The sequence below is a fragment of the Flavobacterium sp. TMP13 genome, from assembly GCF_050847115.1.
Classification (GTDB): Bacteria; Bacteroidota; Bacteroidia; order Flavobacteriales; family Flavobacteriaceae; genus Flavobacterium.
The window spans coordinates 2,243,144-2,268,371 of record NZ_CP193656.1; the positions used below are offsets into that span (position 1 = coordinate 2,243,144).

Here is a 25,228-nt window from a genome sequence, read left to right on the forward strand (position 1 = left end):
ACAAACAAACTAAATAATGGTTATAAATAATAAAACTAAAATGATTTTCAATAAAAATAAAATCGTATTCCTACAATTGGTTCTAGGATCTATGATAGCTACTACTTCGTACGCTGGAAATAGCAACGAAGTTAAATTTTTAGAAAAATACGATGTCCTTGCTACTAGAAATGTGGCAAGTATCGAAATCAATACGAATTTAAAATTGGTAAAAGCAAGTGATGTTGCATTTGATCAAATTACAGGAAAAGTAGTTGACGAACAAGGCTTGCCGCTTCCTGGAGTGAATATCGTTAAAAAGGGAGCTCAAATGGGAGCAAGTAGTGATATGGATGGTAGTTTTACCATTGATGCTAAAAAAGGAGACGTATTTATTTTTTCTTATTTGGGGTTTACTGATCAAGAAGTTCAAATTAAGGACAACAGCATGCTGACTATCGTTTTAAGATCGCAAGCTCAGCAAATGAACGAAGTAGTTGTTGTAGGTTACGGTACTGTGAAGCGTAAAGACTTAACAGGGTCGGTTTCTACTTTATCTGCAAAAGCATTTAAAAATCAGCCTGTATTAGACGGTGCTGCGGCAATACAAGGAAGAGTAGCTGGAGTTTCTGTTAGCGCAAACTCTGGAGCTCCAGGTGGAGATGTGAAAATTAGAATTAGAGGGGCGAACTCGATCAACGGATCAAATTCACCATTGTATGTAGTTGATGGAATTGCTTTAGGAAGTATTGGTTTCAACCAAATCAATGTAAACGATATCGAATCGATGGAAGTTTTAAAAGATGCTTCTGCTACTGCAATTTACGGTTCAAGAGGAGCAAATGGTGTAATTATCATAACTACTAAAAAAGGAAAATCGGGCGTGGCTAAAATAGAGTTTAACAACTTTACCAGTTTTAACTCTCCGATGGAAAAGTATGATGTAATGGACGCAGTAACGTATGCTAAAATTGCTAACCTTTCTGCGCCTGGAGCATTTGCTAATCCAGATTCATTTGCTGGTAAAGGTACCGATTGGCAAGATTTAATTTTTGCAAACTCTATTACAACCAGCAACCAATTGTCTGTATCTGGTGGTTCAGAAAGTGTTAAATATTTTGTTTCTGGATTTCATATTGATCAAGGCGGACTTTTAATCAATACAGGGCAAAAGAAGTTTGGAGGTAGGTCTAATGTTGATATTAAAATTAGTAGTAAATTAAGTCTTGGAGTAGATGTATTTGCTAGTAGAATTGAAGGTCATAATAATGATGACTACGGTTACAAAGGAAATCCAGTTATGGGTGCAGTTACTTGGGCACCAACTGAATTGGTTTATGATTCGGAAGGAATTTACAATGTGACAGGAGTTTCACCAATTTGGAACAATCCGTACATGACTAGTAAAGAAACCAACAAAGACTTTTTCAGAAATATTGGATCTTTTAATGGTAAAATTAAATACACAATTACAGATTGGCTTTCATTTACTAATAACTCAGGTTTAGAAATGCTAAATGAAAAAGCAGCGTATTTGCAAAACCAATGGTTGCAACCATCTTATGGTTCTGGTCAATCGTATTCTGAAAATTACACGTTCCAAAACAGTAGTATATTAGAATTTAATAAAACTTTTGACAAGCATAACGTTAATGCTGTAGCCGTATTGGAGTCGTTGTCAAATACAAACAGCGGTTTTAAAGCATCTGGTTCTGGATTAGCGTCTTTAACTAACGGCTATTATAATTTAGGATTAAATGCTTCTCAAGCGATTTCTTCTTATTATTCTGATTACTCTTTGTTGTCTTATTTAGGTCGTGTTTCTTATGGATATGATGATAGATTTTTATTGACAGCAAGTTTAAGACGTGACGGTTCTTCTAAATTTCAAGGAGATAACAAATGGAGTACGTTTCCTTCTGTAGGTGCTGCTTGGAAACTTTCAAATGAGTCTTTTATTCAAGATCTAGACGTTGTGTCTAATCTTAAATTAAGAGCGGGTTGGGGAATTACAGGTAGCCAAGCAATTAATCCTTACAGCACTTTAGGATTGTTAAATAACTTGTCCTATTCTTATGGAACGGGTGTTTTATCTCCAGCATACAGTTTGGGTAGTCCATCTACACCAGATTTAAAATGGGAAACTACTGAGCAAAAAGATTTTGGAATTGATGTATCATTTTTAAACAATAGATTAAACATTAGTGCAGACTACTACGATAAAAAAACGTCAGATCTTTTGTTAAAAACAGTTGTAAATAATTATGACGGTGGAGGTTCTTTCTTCAAAAACGTTGGAGTGGTAAGTAACAAAGGATTTGAACTTGTAATTGACGGTACACCGATCAAAACAGATAATTTTCAATGGTCTTCTGGTTTTAATTTTGCCTCTAACAAAAATAAAGTACAGAGTTTAGGTAAAGACGATTATATCAACATTCCGCACATTGGTGGTGGTTTAATTACTACTAATATTCAGGTTGTTAAAGTTGGAGAATCAATGGGTGCGTTTTATTTAATTCCATGGGAAGGAGTATACCAAACAGACGAAGGAACTCACAAAGCTGGAGATGCAAAATATAAAGATGTAAGTGGAAATGGTTCTATCGGTTTTGAAGACAGAGTAGTTTCTGGATCTGCAACTCCTAAAATTCAAGCAGGATTTAATAACACTTTTACGTATAAAAAATTCGAATTGAACGTTTTCTTTCAAGGATCTTTTGGAAACAAAGTATTTAACGCAACGTATGCTGCTGCTGCAATTCCTACAAGTGATAATAAATTTATTACGCTAGCCGATGCTGCAAATTACTGGACTCCAACAAACACAAGTTCAACTTGGGCAAATCCTGGTAATACAAGTAAGAGTTGGATTGAATCTACTCAGTTTTTACAAGATGGTAGTTATGTACGTATGAAGAACATTAGTTTATCTTACGATATTTCTAAAGACTTATTAAAATTTGCAGACATTAAATTAACAGTAAGTGCACAAAATTATTTAACATTTACAAAATACAAAGGATTTGATCCAGAAGCAAGTACAGTAACAGGAGACACTAATGCAGGTGTTGACTTAGGAGCTTACCCGTCACCTAAAACTATTACAGTAGGAGGTCAAATTAGATTTTAATAAAATTTTTTCCCTTATTATTTGTACTAGTGATAAGGGAATAATTTAAAATAATTTATAAAAAATAAAACGATGAAAAAATATTCTATATGCCTTTTAGCGGCAGCCTTTTTATCTTCTTGTTCAGGTGATTTTTTAGACGAGAATCCTAAAGGAAGTTTAACGCCAAGTAATTTTTATAAAACAGAGCAAGATTTTGACATGGCTCAAGCTGCTCTAGTGGTGCAGTTTAATGGTATGTTCAATCAATTGCAGGGTCCTGCCTATGCTGCTGATGATATTACTTCGAAAAGAACTGGTAACAAAATTGAATTTTCTGATTTTGATGTTTTTAATGCAACGTCGTCCAATAATAGAATGACAGCGCTTTGGAATTATGCGTACAGTACGATTAAATCGGCTAATTCACTTGTTGCTAATTATAATGAGGCCACAGATGTAAAAGAAGAAGTACGAAATAATGCAGGTGGTATGGGTTACTTTATGCGTGCTATCAGTTATTTTTATTTAACAAGAACATGGGGTGAAGTTCCTATGCCTACCGATACTAAAATTGATGAAAATAGATCAAATGCAAAAGTGCAAGAAATCTATGAATTAATGATTGCCGATCTTCAAAAAGCAGAAACCATGTTACCAGATCATTGGACAGGTTTAAAGCAACAAAATGGCGTTGATATTTTTCCAACAAAAGGATCTGCTAAATCATTGCTAGCTAGTGTGTATTTAAATATGGCAGGATGGCCAATTAAAGACCAAAGTAAATATGCGTTAGCAGCTGCAAAATCCAAAGAAGTAATTGATAATAGTGCAACTTGGGGCTATGATCTTTTACCTAATTATGGTGATTTATGGAGAATTAAGAACAAATTCAATAAAGAAACTGTTTTTGGATGTTACTATAATGTAAATGTTCCTGAATATGTTTGGGAAAACGGTAGCCAAAATGGACCATTGTCAACAGGTCCAGATTTTGAAGAAGGTGGTTGGGATGATTTATTAGGAGATATTACTTTTTATAAAAATTTTCCTGAAGGTCCTAGAAAAGCGGCTACCTATCAAGAAGAATATTTTGTAAAAAACAACCCTAATAATGTAATAACTTGGCAACAAACACAACAAAAGCATCCTTACTTTTGGAAGTACAGAGATACTAACGATTATGACTGGGCTACCCATTCAAGTCCAAACTGGTGGGGAGACGCAACTAGTTATCTAATTCGTTATTCTGATGTATTGCTTATTTATGCAGAATCGCAAGCTATGGCTTCTGGTGCAGATGCTTCTGCATATGCAGCTATAAACAAGGTGAGAACTAGAGCTGGATTGGCAAACTTGACAGCAGGTTTATCACCAAAAGATTTTAAAGATGCTGTTGTAGCAGAAAGAGGTTGGGAATTTGCAGCTGAATTTGGTAATAGATGGTTTGATTTATTGAGAACAGAAACGGTTCAAAAAATGAATTCGACTAGAGATGCTAGCGAAGCTGCTCTTATCAATCAAGCAGACGATGCAAGTCATAAATATTACTGGGCACCGATTCCTTTCGTAAAATAGGTCCAAAGTAAGTGTTTGTTTACTTACAATAGTAAAATAAGTTAAACCATTACTCTCATTTACCGATGTTTAAAATTCAGTGAATGATAGTAATGGTTTTTTTTTAATGCCTAAACAAGTAGCTAAATAGCAAAAATATAAAATATCTTTTTGCTCTAAAGCCATAAAAATAACTGGTAGGTTCTAGTGTGTTCTTGAAACAAAGAGTTCTATTTTTGAATTTCTAGAGTTCCTAAAATCATCCAATTGTAGTCCAATCGATTCCCAATTATTACTAATATAAGTTAGACTTCCAGTCAGTATTGTATTGTTGCTTGAAACCATAAAATTTAAATTAAACTAAACTAAATATCATGAAAATAAGTACTCAGAACAGTTGTTTTCTTCTGCTACTAAGTTTTTTTTACCTTGGATTATATAGCAGTAAAGCTCAATCAAAAGAGGCAAAGTCAAAACCCAATATAGTTATAATTTATCTAGACGATCTTGGCTACGGTGATTTGAGTTGCTACGGAGCAACAGCGCTTCAAACACCAAATATTGATGCTTTGGCAAAAGGAGGCATACGTTTTACCGACGGCTACGCTACTTCGGCAACTTGCACGCCAAGTCGATACGGCATGTTAACAGGACAATATCCTTGGCGTAATAAAAATGCTAAAATTTTACCCGGAACTGCACCATTATTGTTAACTACCACGCAAGAAACGATTCCGAAGATGTTAAAAAAAGAAGGCTATCAAACCGCTGTTATCGGAAAATGGCATTTGGGTTTAGGTAGCGGTCATACCGATTGGAATAAAAAAATTACTCCAGGTCCTAACGAAGTTGGCTTTGATGAATCGTATATCATGGCAGCTACTCAAGACCGAGTGCCTACAGTTTATATAGAAAACGGAACAGTAGCGAATCTGGATGCTAATGATCCGATAAGTGTAAATTACGATACTAATTTTGAAGGAGAACCAACTGCACTTTCAAATCCGGAACTTTTGAAAATGAAATGGGATCACGGCCACAATAACAGTATTGTAAACGGAATTCCGCGCATCGGATTTATGAAAGGTGGAGAAACAGCAAAATGGAAGGATACAGATATGGCTTCTAGTTTTTTAACTAAAGCGCAGAATTATGTAAAAACTCATAAAGAAAAACCGTTCTTTTTATATTATGCAATGCAGCAACCGCACGTTCCTCGTACGCCATCAGCGCAATTTGCTGGTAAATCAGGTCTTGGTCCGAGAGGTGATGTTATTTTGGAGGCCGATTGGTGTGTCGGTGAATTTGTGAAGACCTTAGAAAACGAAGGTATTTTAGAAAACACATTAATTGTATTTTCAAGTGATAATGGTCCCGTTCTAAACGATGGCTACGCCGATGATGCCGTAGAAAAAACAGGCGATCATAAGCCTGCAGGAAAACTAAGAGGAGGGAAATACAGTCTTTTTGAAGGTGGAACTAGAGTTCCGTTTATTACCTACTGGAAAGGAAAAATCAAACCTGGAGTTTCCAACGCAATAGTTTTTCAACTGGACTTATTAGCCTCCTTCGCTTCTTTAACAGGAGAACAAAAAATAATTTCAGACAGTAAAAACTACTGGCCTGTACTTTTAGGAAAAAGTATGAAAGGAAGAGAAAGTTTAATTTTAGAGGCTGATGGAAATACGGCTTTGCGACATGAAAATTGGTTTATGATTCCGCCTTACAATGGAGCAGCATTCAATAAAAATGTGGGTATTGAACTTGGTAAATCATCAGAATATCAATTGTATGATTTGAGAAATGATGTAGGTCAGCAGCAAAATTTAGCTTCTTCTAAAAAGAAAGAATTAGCAAAATGTATTGCAATTTATAACGATTTAAAAGGCGATGAATAACAAAATATTTATATATGAAAATTAGAAATAAATAAGCCGACATATCATGAGTTTTATGGAGATAATTTGCACTCGTTATGTTTCTCACTTTTTAATAAAGTAAAAAAAATAGTATGGTAAGAACAGTTAAAACTCTTGGGGGAATTTGTTGCATGATTTCTTTAGTTCTTGGTTGTAAAACGACTAACCACAAAGAAATTGTAAGCACCAAAAAACCCAACGTAATCTTTATTCTGGCAGATGACTATGGAGTTAATGATCTTAGTTTTTCTGGAAGTAAATATTACGAAACACCAAACATAGATCAACTTGCGAAAGAAGGTGTGGTGTTTACTTCGGGTTATGCAGCTTGTCAGGTATGTAGTCCTTCAAGAGCTAGTATTATGTTAGGTCAATCTACAGCAAGACATGGAATTACCGATTGGATTGGTGCTACTTCTGGAACGAATTGGAGAGTGCAAGGCAATAATGATAAAGTAATTCCGGCAGACTACAAACATGGCCTTTCTTCTACTGATGTAACCATTGCTGAAGCGATGAGAGCAGGAGGATATAAGACATTCTTTGCTGGAAAATGGCATTTGGGCAATGGTGATTCAACTCCTGAAAATAATGGTTTTGATATCAATAAAGGAGGATGGGAAGTAGGTAGTCCTGCGGGTGGCTATTATGGTCCTTGGGAAAATCCAAAATTGCCGTACAAATATAAAGGAGAGAATCTTTCGATGCGATTGGCACAAGAAACAGCCGATTTTATTTCCGATAATAAAAACAAACCCTTTTTTGCATTCTTGTCTTTTTATGCCGTTCATGGACCTATAGAAACTACGCAAGAAAAATGGAGCAAATACAGAGACAAGGCTGAAAAATTAGGTATTGCCGATTCTGGATATAAAATGGAACACGTACTGCCGATTCGAGTGGAGCAGGATAATCCAATTTATGCTGGATTAGTTGAAACCATGGATGATGCTGTTGGATTGCTAATGAAAAGACTGAAAGAGTTGAATTTAGATAAAAATACGATTGTGATTTTTACGTCAGACAATGGTGGTGTAGCAAGTGGTGATTCGTTTTCTACATCAAATTATCCTTTACGAGGAGGAAAAGGCTACCAATGGGAAGGCGGAATTAGAGAACCGTACTTTATAAAACTTCCTGCTATGCAAAATGCTCCTAAAACCGTAAGTTTTCCTGTTTCGGGCATTGATTTTTATCCTACGATACTTGAATTGGCGGGTCTAAAAAGCAAACCAATACAAAAAATAGATGGCATTAGTTTAGTGCCACTTTTAAAAGGGAAAACTATAACTAGTAGGCCTCTTTTTTGGCATTATCCTCATTATGGAAATCAAGGGGGTGAGCCAGTTAGTAGTATTAGACTAGAAGAATGGAAACTAATTCATTATTGGGAAGATAGCCGCGACGAGCTTTATAATTTAGTAAACGATCCTGCAGAGAAAAAAGACGTTTATAGAGAAAACACCAAAGTAGGGCAAGAATTGAGAGCAAAGTTAGATACGTTTCTAGCCGAAACTAATGCTAAAATCCCAAAAGCAGATCCGAATTACGATTCCGTTTTAGCTCAAAAACAGTACGAAACGCGCGAGAATACTATGCTTCCCGAATTAGAGAGGCAACGCAAAGCAATTTTAAATAAGGATTTTGTGCCAAATAAAGATTGGTGGAATAGTAAAGCTACCAACGATTAATTTCTAAAAAAAAAATAAAATTTGATAACGTTGCTTTTAATTTTTATCAGCTTCATCGTTAAAATTAGATTTAGCAAAAGAGCGTCATCTCTCGTATGAAAGAGGATCTAATTAAGCGCACAAATTTTTTTTAATAAAACAACTGTAAAACTGGTAGGTACTAGTATGTATTTATACTGTTTTATTTTAGATTTGTATTTTTAAGTTTTTAATGAAATGTCGTATTTTAAATTGATTCTTTAATTTATTTACATTTTGTTTTTTTAATTCACTGCCAAAATTAATAAGTATTACGATAAATGGATAATTATACCTTAACAAATCAAAATGGCATAAGCGTTACACTGTTGAGGTATGGCGCAACGCTTTCCTCTATTATAATTCCTTTAAAAAATGGCAAAAAAGTAGATGTAGTTCTTGGATTTGATTCTATTGAAAAGTATATCAAATCGTTTGATTCCGCAGGAGCGCCTTATTTTGGAGCTACAGTAGGACGATATGCCGGTAGAATAAGTAGAGGTGTTTTTTCATTAAACGGTCAAGAATATCAATTGCATCAAAATAACCATGGTAATTGTCTACATGGTGGAGCTGTTGGTTTTAGTCAAAAAGAATGGCAAATAGCCGCTCAAAATTCAGATAAAAACCCGTCCGTGACTTTTAAGTACATCAGTCCAGATTTAGAAGAAAATTTTCCAGGAGAATTACAAATTGAAGTTACTTATACGCTAACCGAAAAAAATGAAGTTTGCATCGAGTACGCTGCAGTGTCATCAAAAGACACGATTGTCAATTTAACGCATCACAGTTATTTTAACTTAGAAGGACACGATGCTGCCATTGTAGATCAGGAATTATTTGTCAATGCAAAGGAAGTCTTAGAAACTAATTGTGACAATGTGCCATCGGGGAAAATGATTGCTTTACAAGATCATGCGTTTGATTTTTCTACGATTAAAAAATGCCCAACTACTATTGACAGTACGTTTGTCGTGGCTGACAACGCAGAAGTAGCGGCGACTTTAGTGAGTAAGAAAAATGGACTTCAAATGGATGTTACCACCACTCAACCTGGAATTCATATTTATGTGGGCGGTAATTGTTCTGAGGATCTCAAAGGAAAAGAAAATGCGAGGTATCATGCTTTAAGCGGAATTTGTTTTGAAACGCAAAATTTTCCTGATGCACCGAATCATAAAAATTTTCCAACAGCAGTATTGCGCAAGGGCGAAAAATACTATCATAAAACAACATACAGGTTCCAAAATATATAAGGATCCCCAAAAATATATATTATGAATGAAATTTTAATAAAAAATACTACTAACGCTTTTGAAGAAAAGTTTGGCACAGAACCAAAGACCATTGTTCTTTCGCCAGGTAGAATTAATATTATTGGCGAGCACGTAGATTATAATGACGGTTACGTATTACCTGCAGCAATAGACAAAGTGATTTGTTTTGCTTTTGAAAAAAACAACAGTACTACGTCGAAAATATTTGCAATAGATTTAGACGAAGAATTTGAAATAGATTTAAATTCAGAAATGAAATTAAATAATGCTATCTGGACTAATTATTTTTCAGGTATTATTAAATATTTAAAAGAAGCAGGACTTTCTTTCGAAGGAGTAAATTGTACTTTTAGTAGTAATATTCCAATTGGTTCAGGTTTGTCGTCTTCAGCAGCTTTAGAATGTGGTTTTCTTTTCGGATTAAAATCCGTATTTAATTTTGAAATTTCAAAAAAAGATATGGCTTTAATGGGACAAAAAGCAGAACATTGGGTAGGCATCAATTGCGGAATTATGGATCAGTTTGCCAGTGTTCACGGTAAAAAAGACAAAGTAATGAAGTTAGATTGCAATACGTTGGAGTTTTCATATCATGACGCTAATTTTAGCGATTACTCTTTGGTTTTGTTAGATAGTAACGTAAAACATTCGCTGTTTACATCGGCATACAATACTCGACGTGAAGAGTGCGAAGAAGGTTTTAAAATGCTAAAAGAAAATTTTCCATCTCTAAAAACTTTTAGAGATTGTACCACTGACCAAGTAGTGGAAATAAAAGATAAATTAAGTCCCAATGTGTATAAAAGGGTAGATTATGTGGTCAAAGAAATTGCCCGTGTAAGTCTAGCTTGTGCAGCTTTGGATGCTGGAAATATTGAAGTGCTAGGTCAATTACTTTTTGACACGCACGAGGGTTTGTCTAAAGATTACGAGGTAAGTTGTGCAGAACTAGATGCTTTGGTTGGTTATGCTAAAGATGACGCTTCAGTTATTGGTTCGCGTTTAATGGGTGGTGGCTTTGGAGGTTGCACCATCAACTTAATCAAAAAAGGGCAAGAAGAAGCAGTCAAAGAAAAATTTGCAGCATTGTACGATAAAGAATTTGGAATAGAATTGAAAGCCTACGATGTCAAAATCAGTGAAGGGACTTCACTATATAAAGGATAAACCAATGAAAAAATTTGATATATACGAAGATCCACATAGAAGATACAATCCGTTGTTAGACGAATGGGTTTTGGTTTCGCCACACCGATCGAAACGTCCGTGGCAAGGTCAAAACGAAACAATTTCTACCGAAAAAAGACCAAAATACGATCCGGAATGTTATTTATGTCCTGGAAATGTGAGAGCCAATGGACTTCAAAATCCAGAGTATAAAGACTGTTACGTTTTTGAGAATGATTTTGCCGCGATGAAAGAAGAAGAACTAGCTTTTGAATCCGACATAAAACCTACTTTTTTTAAATCGCAACCCGAACGCGGAATTTCGAGAGTAGTTTGTTTCTCGCCTAGGCATGATTTAACACTTCCAGAAATGGAAGAAAAAGATATTGAAAATATTATACGCACATGGCAACAAGAATATACAGCTTTAGGTGCAAAGGATTTTATCAATTACGTACAAATTTTTGAAAATAAAGGAAGCGTGATGGGCTGCAGTAATCCGCACCCGCACGGTCAAATATGGGCACAGTCATCACTTCCTACACAAGTGTCTAGAACACAAGCAAGTTTTAAAAAATACTACGCTGAAAATCAGTCGAGTCTTTTAGGAGATTATTTGAAACAAGAAGTAGAGCAGCAAGAAAGAATTGTAATCGAAAACGAGTATTTCGTGGTGTTGATTCCGTTTTGGGCCATTTGGCCGTATGAAACGATGATTATAAGTAAGCGTCATTTTGGTAAAATTACCGATATGACCGATGAAGAAATTAAAGCGTACGCCGCAATTTTAAAAGCAATTACTGTTAAATACGATAATTTATTCAGTACGTCTTTTCCTTATTCTTCTGGAATTCATCAAACGCCGACCGATGGAGAAGCCCATCCAGAATGGCATTTTCACATGCATTTTTATCCACCATTATTACGTTCGGCTACAGTCAAAAAATTCATGGTAGGTTACGAATTGTTAGGTGAATCACAGCGCGACATTACCGCAGAAAAAAGTGCGGAAATTTTACGCAATTTACCAGATGTACATTATAAATTGAATAGTAAATAAAAGATTGGATTTATTCGCTTATTTTTAAGTATATATAATGTAAGTATTTGTTTATTAGTGTAATTAGAACCAATAGAATTGCCAAATCGATAGTTAAAAATTAAAAAATAAAACAATGAAAATCTTAGTTACAGGAGGTTTAGGTTTCATCGGTTCCCACACCGTGGTAGAATTGCAACAAGAAGGATTTGAGGTAATTATTGTAGATAATTTGTCTAATTCATCGATTGATGTGTTGCAAGGAATTCAATCTATTACTGGTAAAGAGCCCATTTTTGAAAATATCGATTTAAGAAATAAAGTAGAAGTGCAGGCATTTTTTAAAAAACATACTGATTTATCAAATGTGATTCATTTTGCAGCATCAAAAGCTGTGGGCGAAAGTGTTGAAAAACCGTTGGACTATTATGAAAATAACATCAGCTCTTTAGTTTATTTATTACAAGAACTACAAAATAAGCCAGAAGCAAATTTTATTTTTAGCTCTTCTTGCACGGTTTACGGTCAAGCCGAAAAAATGCCAATAGATGAAAATTCACCTATTCAGCCGGCTGTTTCTCCTTATGGAAATACCAAGCAAATGGGAGAGGAGATTATTACTGATACGGCGAAAGTAACTAATATGTCAGCAATTTTATTGCGTTATTTTAATCCAGTTGGAGCGCATTCGTCAAATGCAATTGGAGAATTGCCTTTGGGAGTTCCTCAAAATCTAGTACCATTTATAACTCAAACGGGAATTGGTTTGCGTAAAGAATTATCAGTTTATGGAGCCGATTATGACACCGCAGACGGAACTTGTATTCGTGATTATATACATGTCGTTGATTTAGCCAAAGCCCACGTTGTAGCGTTAAAGCGTTTGATTGATAAAAAAAATAAAGACAAAGTAGAAGTTTTTAATTTAGGTTCTGGCGTAGGCAGTTCGGTGTTGGAGGTGATTCAGGCTTTTGAGAAAGTTAGCGATCAAAAATTAGCTTACAAAATAGTAGACAGACGCGAAGGTGATATTACTAGAGCGTATGCAAATACAGATAAAGCCAATAAAGTATTAGGTTGGAAAACAGAATTAAGTTTAGAAGATGCCATGGCCAGCGCTTGGAAATGGGAACAAAAGATTAGAAAATAAAATAAGAAGAATTTAATTTTATGAAAATATTGTAATGGAAACACATTTTGGATTAGTAGATTATTTAGTTTTTGCAGCGTACGCTGTATTAATTTTAGGTGTAGGTTTATGGGTTTCGCGCGATAAAGACGGACATGAGAAAAACGCCGAAGATTATTTTCTGGCTAGTAAGTCATTACCATGGTGGGCGATTGGATCTTCACTTATCGCAGCAAATATTTCGGCAGAACAATTTATTGGTATGTCAGGATCTGGTTTTGCGTTAGGTTTAGCAATCGCATCTTACGAATGGATGGCTGCGTTAACGTTGATCATTGTAGGTAAATATTTCTTGCCAATTTTTATCGAGAAGGGAATTTATACCATTCCACAATTTGTCGAAAAGCGATTTTCAACTAATCTAAAAACAATTTTAGCGGTTTTCTGGATCGCTTTGTATGTTTTCGTAAACTTAACAACCGTTTTATACTTAGGAGGTTTAGCAATCGAAACAATTTTGGGTGTAAAAATGGTTTATGCCATCATTGGTTTAGCCTTATTTGCAGCTGCTTATTCTTTATACGGAGGTCTTTCTGCTGTAGCGTGGACTGATGTTATTCAAGTTATATTTTTAGTACTGGGAGGTTTAGTAACTACGTACTTGGCATTAGATACTGTTTCTAACGGAGCAGGAGCTATTGAAGGGTTGAAAGCTATTTACAATGCGGCGCCCGATCATTTTACAATGATTTTAGATGAGTCAAGTCCAGAATACTCTAATTTACCAGGAATTGGTGTTTTAGTAGGTGGTCTTTGGGTTGCCAACTTGTATTATTGGGGATTCAATCAGTACATTATTCAACGTACTTTGGCGGCTAAATCATTAAAAGAAGCACAAAAAGGAATTTTATTAGCCGCTTTCTTAAAATTAATTATTCCGCTTATTGTTGTAATTCCAGGAATTGCGGCTTACGTAATTATTAAAGATCCAGCAATAATGGCACGATTAGGTGTTACCGCTTTAGAAAATTTACCAGGTGTAGGAACAGCAGACAGAGCGTATCCGTGGTTGTTGCACTTTTTGCCTACCGGTTTAAAAGGATTGGCTTTTGCAGCCTTAGCGGCGGCAATTGTATCGTCTTTGGCCTCCATGCTAAATTCGACGTCAACGATTTTCACAATGGACATTTACAAACAGTACATCAATAAAAATTCAAGCGAAAAGAATTTGGTAAAAGTGGGTCGTTTGTCTGGAGGTATTGCTTTACTAATAGCAGTAATTACAGCTCCTTTATTAGGAGGTATTGACCAAGCGTTTCAATTTATTCAAGAATATACCGGTGTCGTTAGCCCAGGTATCTTAGCGGTTTTCCTTTTAGGTTTATTTTGGAAGAAAACAACTAACAAGGCGGCAATTTGGGGCGCTTTGCTTTCTATTCCTATCGCAATGTTCTTTAAAATTGGTCCAAAAGGTTGGGTTTCAGGATCAGGTCTTGAAAACATTTTCCCTACACTACCGTGGATGGATCAAATGGGAATAACAGCAGTTCTTACCATGATCATTATTGCAGTAATAAGCTTAACTCAGAACAAAGGAGTTAATGATCCTAAGGCAATTACATTAAGTAAGAGTTTATTTAAAACATCTCCATTATTCAACATTTGTGCTTTTGCTATCATGATCATTTTAGTAGCAGTATATGCTGTTTTTTGGAAATAAAAATACGTTTAGAATTCCACACTTCTAAACTTAGGTTGGTTTGGTTAGCCAAAAAAGGAGCTGTAATGGCTCCTTTTTATTTGTCTTTATTTTAAAATTTTTGGTTTGATGAATCTCTTGGTTAGTAGATTTTTTTTTAAGATTATTTTGCTTTGAATTTTTATCTGTACGATATAAAAGAAGTTAACTAGAAGTTAAAATTAGTTGTTTAAGTGCTGTTTTTTTTGCGCTTGCAAACATTAAACATATCTTCGCAACAATGAACAAGTGTTTACAAAATAGAACGAAATCCTTGTTGCGACATTTATTTTCAATTGTCGCAGTAACTGTGGTGCTTTTTTCTACTTGTTCTGTAAAGAATGAAATAAAAGAAATTTTAGGAATTCCAATCGCAATCGAGCAAAATGGAAACCAAAGAGTTACTTTATTTTCTACTGCTCTATCTGATCTTTGTGCGAACGCTTTTAATGCTGATGTATCGCAATCTCCAAAAATCACATTACTTTCTTCAAATTTAGTAGCAATTGTCACTTTAAGTGCAATTGTAATGCTTCTTTTTTCTGTTTATGAAATTGAAAAAAGAAAACATCCCCGCTACAATAGCTTAAAAATCACGGATTCTTTTCCGATTTTCCTGCTGTACCGCAAACTCATCATTTGATAAAATAGTAGTTTTAGTTGTGCCTTTCAAAATTCTTCTGAAAAGGCATCTTTCAGTACATCAATTTTTTAATTAGATGATCAAATTCTGATCTCAAAAACTATTATTTAGTATGGTCAAATTAGTATTGGCGGTCACATTCCTGTGGCTAGTCACGGGAATAACAGTTCCCTTATATGCCCAACAATCTTCTAACAATTTAGCTGATTTGTGGCGAAACGTAGCCGAAAATTACGCCGGAATTAAAGCCAAACAAACTGCTACTGATGCTGCTGCCTTGAATGAGCGCGCGGTACAATCCAATCGCCTTCCGCAAATCAAAGCACAAGCACAAAGTAGCTACGGAACGTATAATGGAGCTGGCGGTGCATTTTTCCCGCAAGCTGGATTTTTTAATGTGAGTGGCGATGCTTCCTTGCATGGCGCTTCGCTTTCTTCCAATTCATTTGGATCTGCTGTGGTAGATTGGGAAGTTTTTTCTTTTGGGAAACTTCAAAATGAAACCCAAGCGGCGCGATCGTTAACCAATAAAGCAAGCAGCGAAAAAGAGACTTATGTGCTCACGCTTAAAAAGCTTTTATCCGAAAGGTATATCAAACTCTTATACAACAAAACAAAACTATCGTGGAATGAAAAAACGCTCGAACGATTAGATGAGATTCGGTTGATTACTTCAGGTTTATCAAAAGCGGGATTAAAACCTGCTGCCGATAGTTTGTTGTCTTCATCTGCCTATACACAATCACTCGCACAAAATGATAAATTGGAAGGAAACAGTAGTGCTGCGCTTATTAAACTTCAAGAACTTTCTGGTAAGGAAGTGATACAGTTCAATAGTTCGTTGTCGCATTTTGCTAAACCTATGGTTTACATCGAAAAACGGACTGCAATAATAGATAATTCGCATCCTGTTCTGGCGACTTTAAAAAATCAAACCGAATTTTACAGATCTAAAAGTGCAGTCGAAAAAAGCGCTTCTTTACCATCCGTTCATTTTTTGGGAGGCTTGTCATACAAAGGAAGTAGCATCAATGACAACGGTTATGTTTCTGGGAAATGGGAAGATGGTTTTTCTAATAATGCCAATAATTTTTTAGCTGGAGTTGGAATCACATGGAATATTACCAATGTGCTCGCCAACAACTATAGAAGCAACCGTTTTAGCAAAGAAGCGGAAAGTGTGGCGCATCTTCATGTCCAATACCAGCAAGCAATGCAAGCAGATTTAACGGCGGCACAAGTGCAAATTAGTCAACAATTTAAACAAATTGAAAAAACCACCACAGCAGTAAAACAAGCCGATGATGCATACAATATGTATTTGTCACGTTACAAGAGCGGACTTATTGCGCTGAATGAACTGTTGCAAATTCAACTTTTATTTGAAGTGGCAGAAAATCAGCATTTAGAAGCATCGCGAGACTATTGGATGTTGGTCGCTTATGAAGCAGAATTGACTTCAGATTTTAATTTTCTCTTCACTAATCTTTAAATCAATTTAGATGAACTTAATACAATTTGCATTAAGAAGACCCATATCGGTAATTGTGGCTGTGGCTGCCATTGTCTTCTTGTCCTTTGCAGCAATAAAAAAAATAAACGTAGATATATTTCCCGAAGTTGAACTTCCAGCCATGTATATCGCCATGCCTTACGGCGGACTATCACCTGCTTATATGGACGGTTTTATGGCCAATGAATTTCAAAAAGTACTCCTTTTTGTTGGCGGAGTAAAAAGCATGGACTTCAAAAGTATTCAAGGTCTAACCTTAATGAAATTGACTTTTTATCCAGGAACTAATATGGCGCAAGCTGCTGGAGAGGTTTCGACTTCAGTGTCTAGAGCAATGGGATTCCTCCCGCCAGGTGCCGTACCGCCTATGGTAGTTCGTTTTGACGGAAGTTCCTTGCCTGTTGGACAGTTGGTTTTTGAAAGTGACGAGCGCTCTATTAATGAAATTCAGACTTTGGTACTTACCAAAATACGCCCAATGTTTGTGGCCATTCCTGGCATTACTGCGCCAGCTCCATTTGGCGGAAACGCACGTTCTATTATTGTTAATATTGATCCACAAGCCATGCAAGCCAACGGTTTGAGTGCCGAAGAAATTACTATTGCAATCACTAAAAACAGTTTACCGTCGCCAGCAGGAAACATTCGCATTGGCGATGAAAACTTAATGGCACCTATTAATTCTATTGCAAAAAGTCCCGAAGAATTTTTAAACACACCCATTAAAACGAACGATTCGCGCACCATCTATATCAGAGATGTAGCCAATGTGCAAGATGGCGCAGATCAAACGGTTGGTTATGCACTCATCAACGGCAAACGGTCTGTTTATCTTCCCATTATAAAAAAAGCGGATGCTTCGACACTAGAAGCTGTTAAAAATTTGAAAGAAGCTTTGCCAATGCTGAAGGATCAACTTCCTGAAGATGTGAATATAAAATACGAATTTGACCAATCCAAGTACATCGAAAGTTCGCTATCTAATTTAATCCACGAAGGATTATTGGGAGCAGTATTTACAGGATTGGTTATTTTATTGTTTTTGGGAGATTCTAGAGGCGCACTAATTGTGGTGCTCACCATTCCCATTGCGATTTTAAGTGCGGTTGCTGCGCTTTATTTTTTAGGAGAAACAATCAACATTATGACCTTGAGCGGTTTGGCACTTTCGATCGGGATCTTAGTAGATGAAGCCACCGTCACCATTGAAAATATCCACCAACACATGGAAATGGGAAAACCCAAACAGCGTGCTATTAGTGACGCTTTGGTTGAAATTTCGATTCCGAAACTCCTTATTTTACTTTGTATTCTAGCAGTTTTAACGCCTGCTTTTATTATGACGGGGATTCCAAAAGACATGTTTATGCCTTTATCGATGGCAGTAGCTTTTGCGATGGTGGCTTCTTTTATTGCTTCTCAAACCTTTGTGCCAATTCTGGCCAACTGGATGATGAAAATGAAGAAAAATGAGGTGGCAAATACACCTCGCAAACGTGCTTTCTTTGATAAATTTCGTGTCAATTATTCGTATCGAATGCGCAAGTGGTCCACAAGATCGATGTCGCTTTTTATACTTTATATTTTTGTAGCTGTAGGTATAATTGCATTGTTGCTGCCCAATGTAGGAACAGATGTAATGCCGGTATCCAATAGTGGTGATTTCCAACTCCGCATTCAAGCGCCAACAGGAAGTAGGTTGGAAAAAACAGAGCGAATTGTAAAAGAAATTTTAGAAGAGATTAAAACACAACTTCCAGAAAATGGAGTGGCTATATCTTCGGCTTTTGTTGGAATACAACCTGCAACTTCACCCATCAATCCAATATTTACCTTTACCAATGCTTCTCACGAGGCCATTTTGCAAGTATCGGTAAACCAAGACTTGTATTCTGGATCAATTCAAGATTTAAAAGAAGAAATTAGAATAAAACTTCAAAAAAGTCATCCAGCTGTGGCGATTAATTTTGAACCGATGGAACTTACTGAGAAAATTATGGGTCAAGGCGCTATGACTCCGATTGAAGTAAAAGTGGGCGCTGGACAATTAAAAGGTGCTGTTGCTTTTGCGAAGAAAATTGAAGCCAATTTAAAAGCAATTCCCTACTTGCGAGACGTTCGCATTGCAGAACCTGTTGCTTATCCTACGCTAGAAATTGAAATCAATCGTGATCTCGCTGGGCAATTTGGCTTAACAGTTCAAGAAATTACCAAAAGCTTAGTGACGGCCACGTCATCGACTCGTTTCACCGATAAAAATCTTTGGATTGACCCAAAATCGGGACTTGTTTTTCAGGTGCAGGTTCAAATTCCAGAAGCCATTATGTCATCAGAACAAAATCTCAGAGCATTGCCTTTAAAGAAAGGTAGTTTGAGACCTGTTTTAGAGGATGTGGCCACCATAAAAAGAGTAAGTTCTCCCGCCCAAGTAAACCGAAAAGGAGCCAATCGTTATGTAACCATAATTGCGAATTTGCACGGCAAAGATTTGGGAACTGCTTCTGGTGCGGTAAAAAAAGGAATTAAAGATGTGGGTGAGCCACCGCGAGGCGTTACTGTCTGGACCGAAGGAACTATTAAACTTTTAGACGAAACATTGAGCAATTTATTAGCTGGTTTAGGCGTGGCAATTATAGCTATATTTTTAATGTTGGCCGCTTATTATCAATCGTATAAAGTGCCGCTTATTATTTTATCGGTGGTTCCCGCCGTTATTGCAGGAAGCTTGCTGATTTTATTTCTAACGCAAAGTACACTCAATTTACAATCGTACATGGGAATCATTATGTCGATTGGTGTTTCGGTTTCTAATGCTGTTTTGCTGGTCAATCAAGCCGAATATTATCGAAAAGACTTGTTGCTGAAACCTGCAAATGCAGCGCGTTTAGCAGCATCATCTAGACTTAGACCAATATTAATGACAGCTGCAGCAATGTTAGCAGGAATGTTACCAATGGCAATCGGAATTGGTGATGGCGCCGAACAAGTGGCACCTTTGGCTCGCGCCGTGATTGGTGGTTTAATAGCGTCTACTGCTACCATATTATTATTGGTACCGCATTTCTTTGCATCCATGTTGTCAAAAACGGCAGTTGTGAATCCTTCCCTTGATCCAGATGATGAGGAAAGTCAATATTTTATCAAATAACTTTAATACCTAAAAAATGGACACTATAAATCAAAAAATAAAAATGATCGCAATTGCAGTCTTTACTTTGCTCTTTCTTGCCGCTTGTTCGGATAAGAACGAAGTTAAAGCGGAAGTTGAGAAAGCGCCAACGGCAAAATTACAAAGTCATAAAACAGAAGTTATCCAGTTTATAAAGCCTGAATACGAACTATCCTTGCCGGCAGAATTGCAACCGTATGAGGAAGTAGCGGTTTACGCTAGAGTGAGTGGATTTGTACAAAAGCTTTTTGTAGAACGTGGCCAAAAAGTAAAAAAAGGCCAGTTGTTGGCCGAGCTTGTTGCACCGGAAATGAATCAAAAGTACATTTCCGATCAATCTTCTGAACAAAAAATTAAAAGCGATTATTTGTATGCCAAGCAAGCGCACGACCGAATGTTAGAGGCTTCGAAAACTGCAGGAGCTGTTGCAGCGATTGAAGTAGAACGATCTAAAAGCGCTATGGAAAGTGCGCAAGCAGCGTACAGAAGTGCAAGTGCTGGAACAGCAGGATCTGCACAATTGCAAAAATACTTGAGAATTACAGCACCTTTTGACGGCATTATTACAGCTAGAAATGTATCGGTTGGAGCGCTTGCTGGATCGGGTTCAGGAGTGCCATTGTTTATGATTGCACAAGGAAACCGTTTGCGTTTGACCGTTTCGCTACCCGAAAAACATGCAGCGTCAATCACTGACGGAATGCCGGCTACATTCACGATCAGTTCGCAACCCGGAAAAACATTTAAAACGAAACTATCGCGCAGTTCAGGATTCTTAAACAAAGCCGATCGATCATTGACCATAGAGTTTGACGTCGACAATCCTTCAGGAGAATTGCAAGGTGGCGATTACGCCCAAGTCAATTTGAAATTGCAACGCAAAGCACCCTCCTATTGGGTCAAAAACGAAAGTATTTTAAATACGCAACGCGGTAATTTTGTGCTTACCTTTAACGATAATGAGATAAAAAAAGTTCCGATCACCGAAGGCATAAAATTGGATACCATATCGGAAGTATTCGGTGATTTTTCAGATCAAGATCTGATACTTTTGAAGCCTTCAGAAGAAATGAAAGAAGGAAAGATTTAATAATTAATTTTTGAAAATAAGGTTTTATTGTTTTCAAATCGAGCGCAGTCGATAGTGTAGGTTACTTATAAATAGGGTTTTGACTGCGCTCAACCTAACAAAAGGTATAATTAATAATTGTATTCAAAAAAAATAGAATTTAAAAATATTTATAATGATTGAAAAAAATACAAACGAGAAAAAACCTATTGCATTATCAACTTGGGAAAAAGTAAAGAAAAAAGTACCGACAATCTTAATGGTACTTGTTTTTGGCCTGCTGATTTTTAGTCCAGATGCAAAATCTTTTCTGATCAAACAGTTACTTTTTACTGGAATTTTTAACGCTGAAGTTTCTTCGGTTAATTCGACCGATAACGAACTTAAAAATCATTTTGACTTCGAGGATTATGAAGGAAACATAAAAAACACAGCCGACTTAAAGGGAAAAGTAGTTTTTATTAACTTTTGGGCTTCTTGGTGTCCACCTTGCATTGCCGAATTCCCTTCGATAGAAAAATTCCATTCTAAGTTTAAAAACAATGATAAGATGGTGTTTTTAATGATTAATATGGACGATGACATTAAGATCGGACAACAATTTTATGATAAGAAAAACTATTCGCTGCCAATTGCTCAAGCGACATCCGCTGTACCTAAAGAAATTTATTCGGGTTCTTTACCGACTTCGGTCATTTTAGATAAAAATGGAATAGTGCGAATGCGCCATACTGGCTTTGCTAATTATGATGCTAAAAACTTTCATCTTCAGATCGAAAAAATGCTTGCTGAATAAAATAGTGAATTCGAAATCAATGCTTTAACTAGCTTAAATTCTGCGAAAGCATATTGAAGAAATAGCAAATGAGTTAAAAATAATATTTTTTAGAACAGTTTACTAAACGTAAAGTCAATACCTTAAAAATTATTAAGAAGCCTTTTCTAATTAGGAAGGTTTCAAATTTTATTAATTTTAAATAGGTTAGATATGAAAAATACAAAATTGATTGAGGCTTTAAATAATTGTGCGATGCATTGTAACTATTGTGCAGATGCTTGTCTGGATGAAGATCACGTAAAAATGATGGTCAATTGCATTAAAACAGACATAGCTTGTGCAGAAATTTGCGCTACAACAGCAAAACTGCTGGCAGGAAATTACGAAGATGTAAAATCACTAGTGCAAGCATGTCTTGAAATCTGTAAAAAATGTGCAGAGGAATGCGAACAACACGACCATCAACATTGTAAAGATTGCGCAGCAGCGTGCAGAGCATGCGAAGCAGCTTGCGAAGCTTACTTAAAATAAAACTCAATTTTTAAATTATTTAATTTTAAGTTTAAAATAAAAAAGCTGTCCAAAAATAATTGGACAGCTTTTTTTGTTTTAGAAATTACTGATAGTTAGTCAAACCATTTTCGAACCCATTTTTTAATTGAACGTAACTAATCTGCATATCTTATTGGGTAACGTTAAAAAATGTATATTCTAATTTTAAGAAAACACCGTCAGTATTGATGCGGCTCATCGAGCTGTACAATTCTTTTTTGTACGCCAAGTCAATTCTAGCCTGACTGTTGATGATGAATTGAACAGAAGGCACGACATCCAAATACGATTGACCATTTTCTGTAATCGTCTGCCCAACAAATTCTAACATCGTGTTAATGTTGGTTTGCTTAAAGCTGGTGTATTTTTTAGGATACATTAAACGTCCAGCCGACAAAGTATAGTTCACAGCTCGCTTGCCGTGGTTGTTTGGAAAAGAGTAATCTCCATTGTTAAAAGCTTGACTATAACTCACAGAAGAACTAATTGCCACTTTTTTAATCAATTGAGTTGCTACTAATCCAGCTTCGTAACCGCTATTCATTCCGTTCATATCGATGGCTTCCTGCTTAATTTCAGCGTTGTTCCAACTGTAGCGACCGTAAGCTGCCATTCTGAAATGACTCTGCAGATCGTCTACAGAGAAAAAACGGTATTTGGCATACAAACCAGCTCCTCTGTAATCAAGCCCATCGTTCATATCATCAAAATAGGAAGAAGCGCGAACCATTACATTTTTGTTGATTCCCCAAGTAACTTCTGGCGCTACACTGTAAGTACTACCACCATTTACTTTATTTTTCAATAAAGACTGACCAAGACGCGCTCCAATAGAACCTGCGGGAGCATTACTGGCAGGTTCTGTCATTACAAACAGCTCTTGTGCGTCTATTTGCAGTGAAATAAACAGTATAAAAACGACTGATAAATACCTCATTATTTAATAGATTTTAAATGGTAATCATTTTCGTTTTCGACATTGTATGTATCTTTTTTAGCATAGGTTTTAGCTAATTTTTTATATTCTTTTTGAGTTACAAAACCTTTGTCTAAAACTTGGTACGAAGCTTCCGTAGACGTAATAGGATTTTTAGCATCGATAAAGATAAAAGTTCCAGCATCCGTTTTTACCGAATTATTTTGAATTTTAGAAGGATCTGTTTTCATAGTTACTACCATTGAACCCACAAAAAAGCCTGCTTTTTCGACTGCGTTTTTTAATACTTTAGGCTGCAATACTGTATTTTTTTTAAAGTAGACAGTAAAGGTATTTGTGTTTAAATCGGTGCCTACACTATCAACTTCAGTTATTGATTTTAACTGCTTGTTTATTGCGTTAGAGCACATCGAGCAGGTTAATCCTGTCGCAATGATCTCTGCTTTATTGATTTGTGCATACGATTGGAAGCTTGTTAAGACAACTAAGAGCGTTAATGTTAAGAATTTTATATTTGAGAATTTCATATTAATTATTTTTTTTGATTTGTGCAATGATTTCAACTTCGGTTGGATTGAGAGCTATCAGTGTTCCTGATGCATCAAAAAGGTACGCTGCAGGCAAGGCATCTACGCCAAAAAGTACTGCAGATTTCGAGTCAAATCCATTATTGTCAATTAATTGCGTGTTTTTTAGTTTGTCTTTTTCAATGGCTTTTAGCCATTTGGCTTGATCAGTATCGATCGATATACCTACAATTTCAAATTTTTCAGATTTATAGTTGTCGTAGATTTTTACTAAATTTTTATTTGCTAATCGACAAGGACCACACCAAGAAGCCCAAAAATCTACCAAGACCACTTTCCCTGTAAAGGAATTTAGTTTGACTGTACTATTTTTGTCATTTTGTAATTGAAGATCGGGTAATTGGTCTCCTATCTTCAATTGTGCATTTGCCAATGAAAAGCTAAATAGGAGAACCAATACCGCAAAACTATTTTTTATTGAAAACATAAAGTGTTACTTTTAAATGAAAGAAAAAACGGAATTATTTATCCGTTTCTGTGGCAGGCTCTCTATCGTATTGACAACATCCTGGCAATTTGTTATAGGCAGTAGTTGGCGCTGTAAATTTTTCATTATCATACCCAACATTAGCTACTCGTTTTAAAATTTCATCTAAAGTTGTTTTTTTAGAATCGTAAGTAACCGTAGCAATTTTCGAGTCTACGTCCCAAGTTAAATTTGCTGTTTTATTGTTCGCAGCCGTTTCGATGGTCTTTTTGCACATGCCGCAGTTGCCATTGATTTTTACACTTTCAGTAACATTATTTTTGCTTTGTGCGTTAGTTAAAGTAACAGATAGCAATAGTGTTATTGCCATCAATAATTTATATATTGATTTCATTTTATTTAAATTTAGGTATGAATTGATCCGATTGAACAAGCGCAAAAATAGTATAGTAAACTAATTTTGAAATTGAAACGGATGTATTATTAAGTGATTTTTTTTGCCTAGGTCAGGCATGAATTTGACGCTTTTACAGCAGTCAATGAAATAAATTCTAGCTCAATTTAGGTGGAAGCCAGATCGAATGAAAATCAGAAGAAGCTCCGATTTCTGTATAATAATAATTTGCAGTAGTTTCTGGAAAATCAAAGAGAGATTTATTCTCTTCCTGAAAATTGAAGACCATAGTGAAACCAGAATAAACAACAGGACAAGCACAAGAAGCTCCTGAGCAACTGCTGTCACAATTGTGATTGGTTTCCTTAGATTGCTTTTCGCTACAACATGATTTTCCAGAATCAGTTGATTCCTTTTGACAACAATCCATTACAACCTTACTTTTGTGCGCAAAAGATTGCGTTGGTCCCAAAATCAGACCAAAAGTGAGAATTAATAATATGTAGATGTTTTTTGTCATTTCAATTGCAAAG

At 35.9% G+C, this 25,228-nt stretch carries 20 protein-coding genes; 15 read left to right on the forward strand and 5 right to left on the reverse strand.

Annotated elements, in window-relative coordinates; translation table 11 throughout:
- The first annotated feature begins 40 nt into the window (after positions 1 to 40).
- The 15 genes from ACRASX_RS09770 to ACRASX_RS09840 all read left to right on the forward strand — a co-directional run bounded on the left by ACRASX_RS09770 (position 41) and on the right by ACRASX_RS09840 (position 22,329).
- Positions 41 to 3,112 carry a SusC/RagA family TonB-linked outer membrane protein gene (locus tag ACRASX_RS09770; RefSeq protein WP_432221065.1) on the forward strand — a complete coding sequence of 1,024 codons (3,072 nt, stop codon included), beginning with the start codon at positions 41 to 43 and terminating at the stop codon, positions 3,110 to 3,112.
- A gap of 72 nt (positions 3,113 to 3,184) precedes the next feature.
- Positions 3,185 to 4,669: a RagB/SusD family nutrient uptake outer membrane protein gene (locus ACRASX_RS09775; RefSeq protein WP_432221066.1), complete on the forward strand. Its 1,485-nt coding sequence runs from the start codon at positions 3,185 to 3,187 to the stop codon at positions 4,667 to 4,669.
- 353 nt (positions 4,670 to 5,022) lie between these two features.
- Positions 5,023 to 6,546: a sulfatase family protein gene (locus ACRASX_RS09780; protein ID WP_432221067.1), complete on the forward strand. Its 1,524-nt coding sequence runs from the start codon at positions 5,023 to 5,025 to the stop codon at positions 6,544 to 6,546.
- A 113-nt stretch (positions 6,547 to 6,659) separates the two neighbouring features.
- On the forward strand, positions 6,660 to 8,258 hold the full coding sequence (locus tag ACRASX_RS09785; protein WP_432221068.1) for a sulfatase: 1,599 nt from the start codon (positions 6,660 to 6,662) through the stop codon (positions 8,256 to 8,258).
- Between the two features lie 299 nt (positions 8,259 to 8,557).
- Positions 8,558 to 9,532, forward strand: coding sequence for an aldose epimerase family protein (locus tag ACRASX_RS09790; RefSeq protein WP_066306992.1), 975 nt, complete (start codon positions 8,558 to 8,560; stop codon positions 9,530 to 9,532).
- 21 nt (positions 9,533 to 9,553) lie between these two features.
- Positions 9,554 to 10,720: a galactokinase gene (galK, locus tag ACRASX_RS09795; RefSeq protein ID WP_432221069.1), complete on the forward strand. Its 1,167-nt coding sequence runs from the start codon at positions 9,554 to 9,556 to the stop codon at positions 10,718 to 10,720.
- Positions 10,721 to 10,724: 4 nt separating this feature from the next.
- Entirely contained in the window at positions 10,725 to 11,780 is a 1,056-nt protein-coding gene (locus ACRASX_RS09800) for a UDP-glucose--hexose-1-phosphate uridylyltransferase (protein WP_432221070.1), read from the forward strand.
- Positions 11,781 to 11,895: 115 nt separating this feature from the next.
- Positions 11,896 to 12,909, forward strand: coding sequence for a UDP-glucose 4-epimerase GalE (gene galE / locus ACRASX_RS09805; RefSeq protein ID WP_432221071.1), 1,014 nt, complete (start codon positions 11,896 to 11,898; stop codon positions 12,907 to 12,909).
- Positions 12,910 to 12,943: 34 nt separating this feature from the next.
- Positions 12,944 to 14,608, forward strand: a complete 1,665-nt coding sequence (locus ACRASX_RS09810) for a sodium/sugar symporter (RefSeq protein WP_066306985.1) — start codon at positions 12,944 to 12,946, stop codon at positions 14,606 to 14,608.
- Between the two features lie 259 nt (positions 14,609 to 14,867).
- The gene (locus tag ACRASX_RS09815) at positions 14,868 to 15,269 is read left to right on the forward strand and encodes a hypothetical protein (RefSeq protein WP_432221072.1); all 402 of its coding nucleotides are present in this window, start codon (positions 14,868 to 14,870) and stop codon (positions 15,267 to 15,269) included.
- A gap of 112 nt (positions 15,270 to 15,381) precedes the next feature.
- Positions 15,382 to 16,761 (forward strand): TolC family protein, encoded by a 1,380-nt coding sequence (locus ACRASX_RS09820; protein WP_432221073.1) that lies wholly within the window; start codon positions 15,382 to 15,384, stop codon positions 16,759 to 16,761.
- 10 nt (positions 16,762 to 16,771) lie between these two features.
- Positions 16,772 to 19,930: an efflux RND transporter permease subunit gene (locus ACRASX_RS09825; protein ID WP_432221074.1), complete on the forward strand. Its 3,159-nt coding sequence runs from the start codon at positions 16,772 to 16,774 to the stop codon at positions 19,928 to 19,930.
- A gap of 16 nt (positions 19,931 to 19,946) precedes the next feature.
- Positions 19,947 to 21,041, forward strand: coding sequence for an efflux RND transporter periplasmic adaptor subunit (locus ACRASX_RS09830; RefSeq protein ID WP_432221075.1), 1,095 nt, complete (start codon positions 19,947 to 19,949; stop codon positions 21,039 to 21,041).
- A gap of 154 nt (positions 21,042 to 21,195) precedes the next feature.
- Positions 21,196 to 21,816, forward strand: a complete 621-nt coding sequence (locus ACRASX_RS09835) for a redoxin family protein (protein WP_432221076.1) — start codon at positions 21,196 to 21,198, stop codon at positions 21,814 to 21,816.
- A gap of 192 nt (positions 21,817 to 22,008) precedes the next feature.
- Positions 22,009 to 22,329 (forward strand): four-helix bundle copper-binding protein, encoded by a 321-nt coding sequence (locus ACRASX_RS09840; protein WP_432221077.1) that lies wholly within the window; start codon positions 22,009 to 22,011, stop codon positions 22,327 to 22,329.
- A 151-nt stretch (positions 22,330 to 22,480) separates the two neighbouring features.
- Here the strand turns inward: ACRASX_RS09840 and ACRASX_RS09845 are convergent, their stop codons facing one another.
- From ACRASX_RS09845 to ACRASX_RS09865, 5 genes are all read right to left on the reverse strand, one after another.
- Positions 22,481 to 23,287: a hypothetical protein gene (locus ACRASX_RS09845; protein WP_432221078.1), complete on the reverse strand. Its 807-nt coding sequence runs from the start codon at positions 23,285 to 23,287 to the stop codon at positions 22,481 to 22,483.
- Complete coding sequence (locus ACRASX_RS09850) at positions 23,287 to 23,814, reverse strand: heavy-metal-associated domain-containing protein (RefSeq protein ID WP_432221079.1); 528 nt, start codon at positions 23,812 to 23,814, stop codon at positions 23,287 to 23,289. The genes ACRASX_RS09845 and ACRASX_RS09850 overlap by 1 nt, the downstream gene beginning before the upstream one ends.
- A 1-nt stretch (position 23,815) precedes the next feature.
- Positions 23,816 to 24,301 carry a TlpA family protein disulfide reductase gene (locus ACRASX_RS09855; protein ID WP_432221080.1) on the reverse strand — a complete coding sequence of 162 codons (486 nt, stop codon included), beginning with the start codon at positions 24,299 to 24,301 and terminating at the stop codon, positions 23,816 to 23,818.
- A 34-nt stretch (positions 24,302 to 24,335) separates the two neighbouring features.
- Positions 24,336 to 24,695, reverse strand: coding sequence for a heavy-metal-associated domain-containing protein (locus tag ACRASX_RS09860; RefSeq protein WP_432221081.1), 360 nt, complete (start codon positions 24,693 to 24,695; stop codon positions 24,336 to 24,338).
- A 157-nt stretch (positions 24,696 to 24,852) separates the two neighbouring features.
- The gene (locus tag ACRASX_RS09865) at positions 24,853 to 25,215 is read right to left on the reverse strand and encodes a hypothetical protein (protein WP_066306966.1); all 363 of its coding nucleotides are present in this window, start codon (positions 25,213 to 25,215) and stop codon (positions 24,853 to 24,855) included.
- Positions 25,216 to 25,228: the final 13 nt, after the last annotated feature.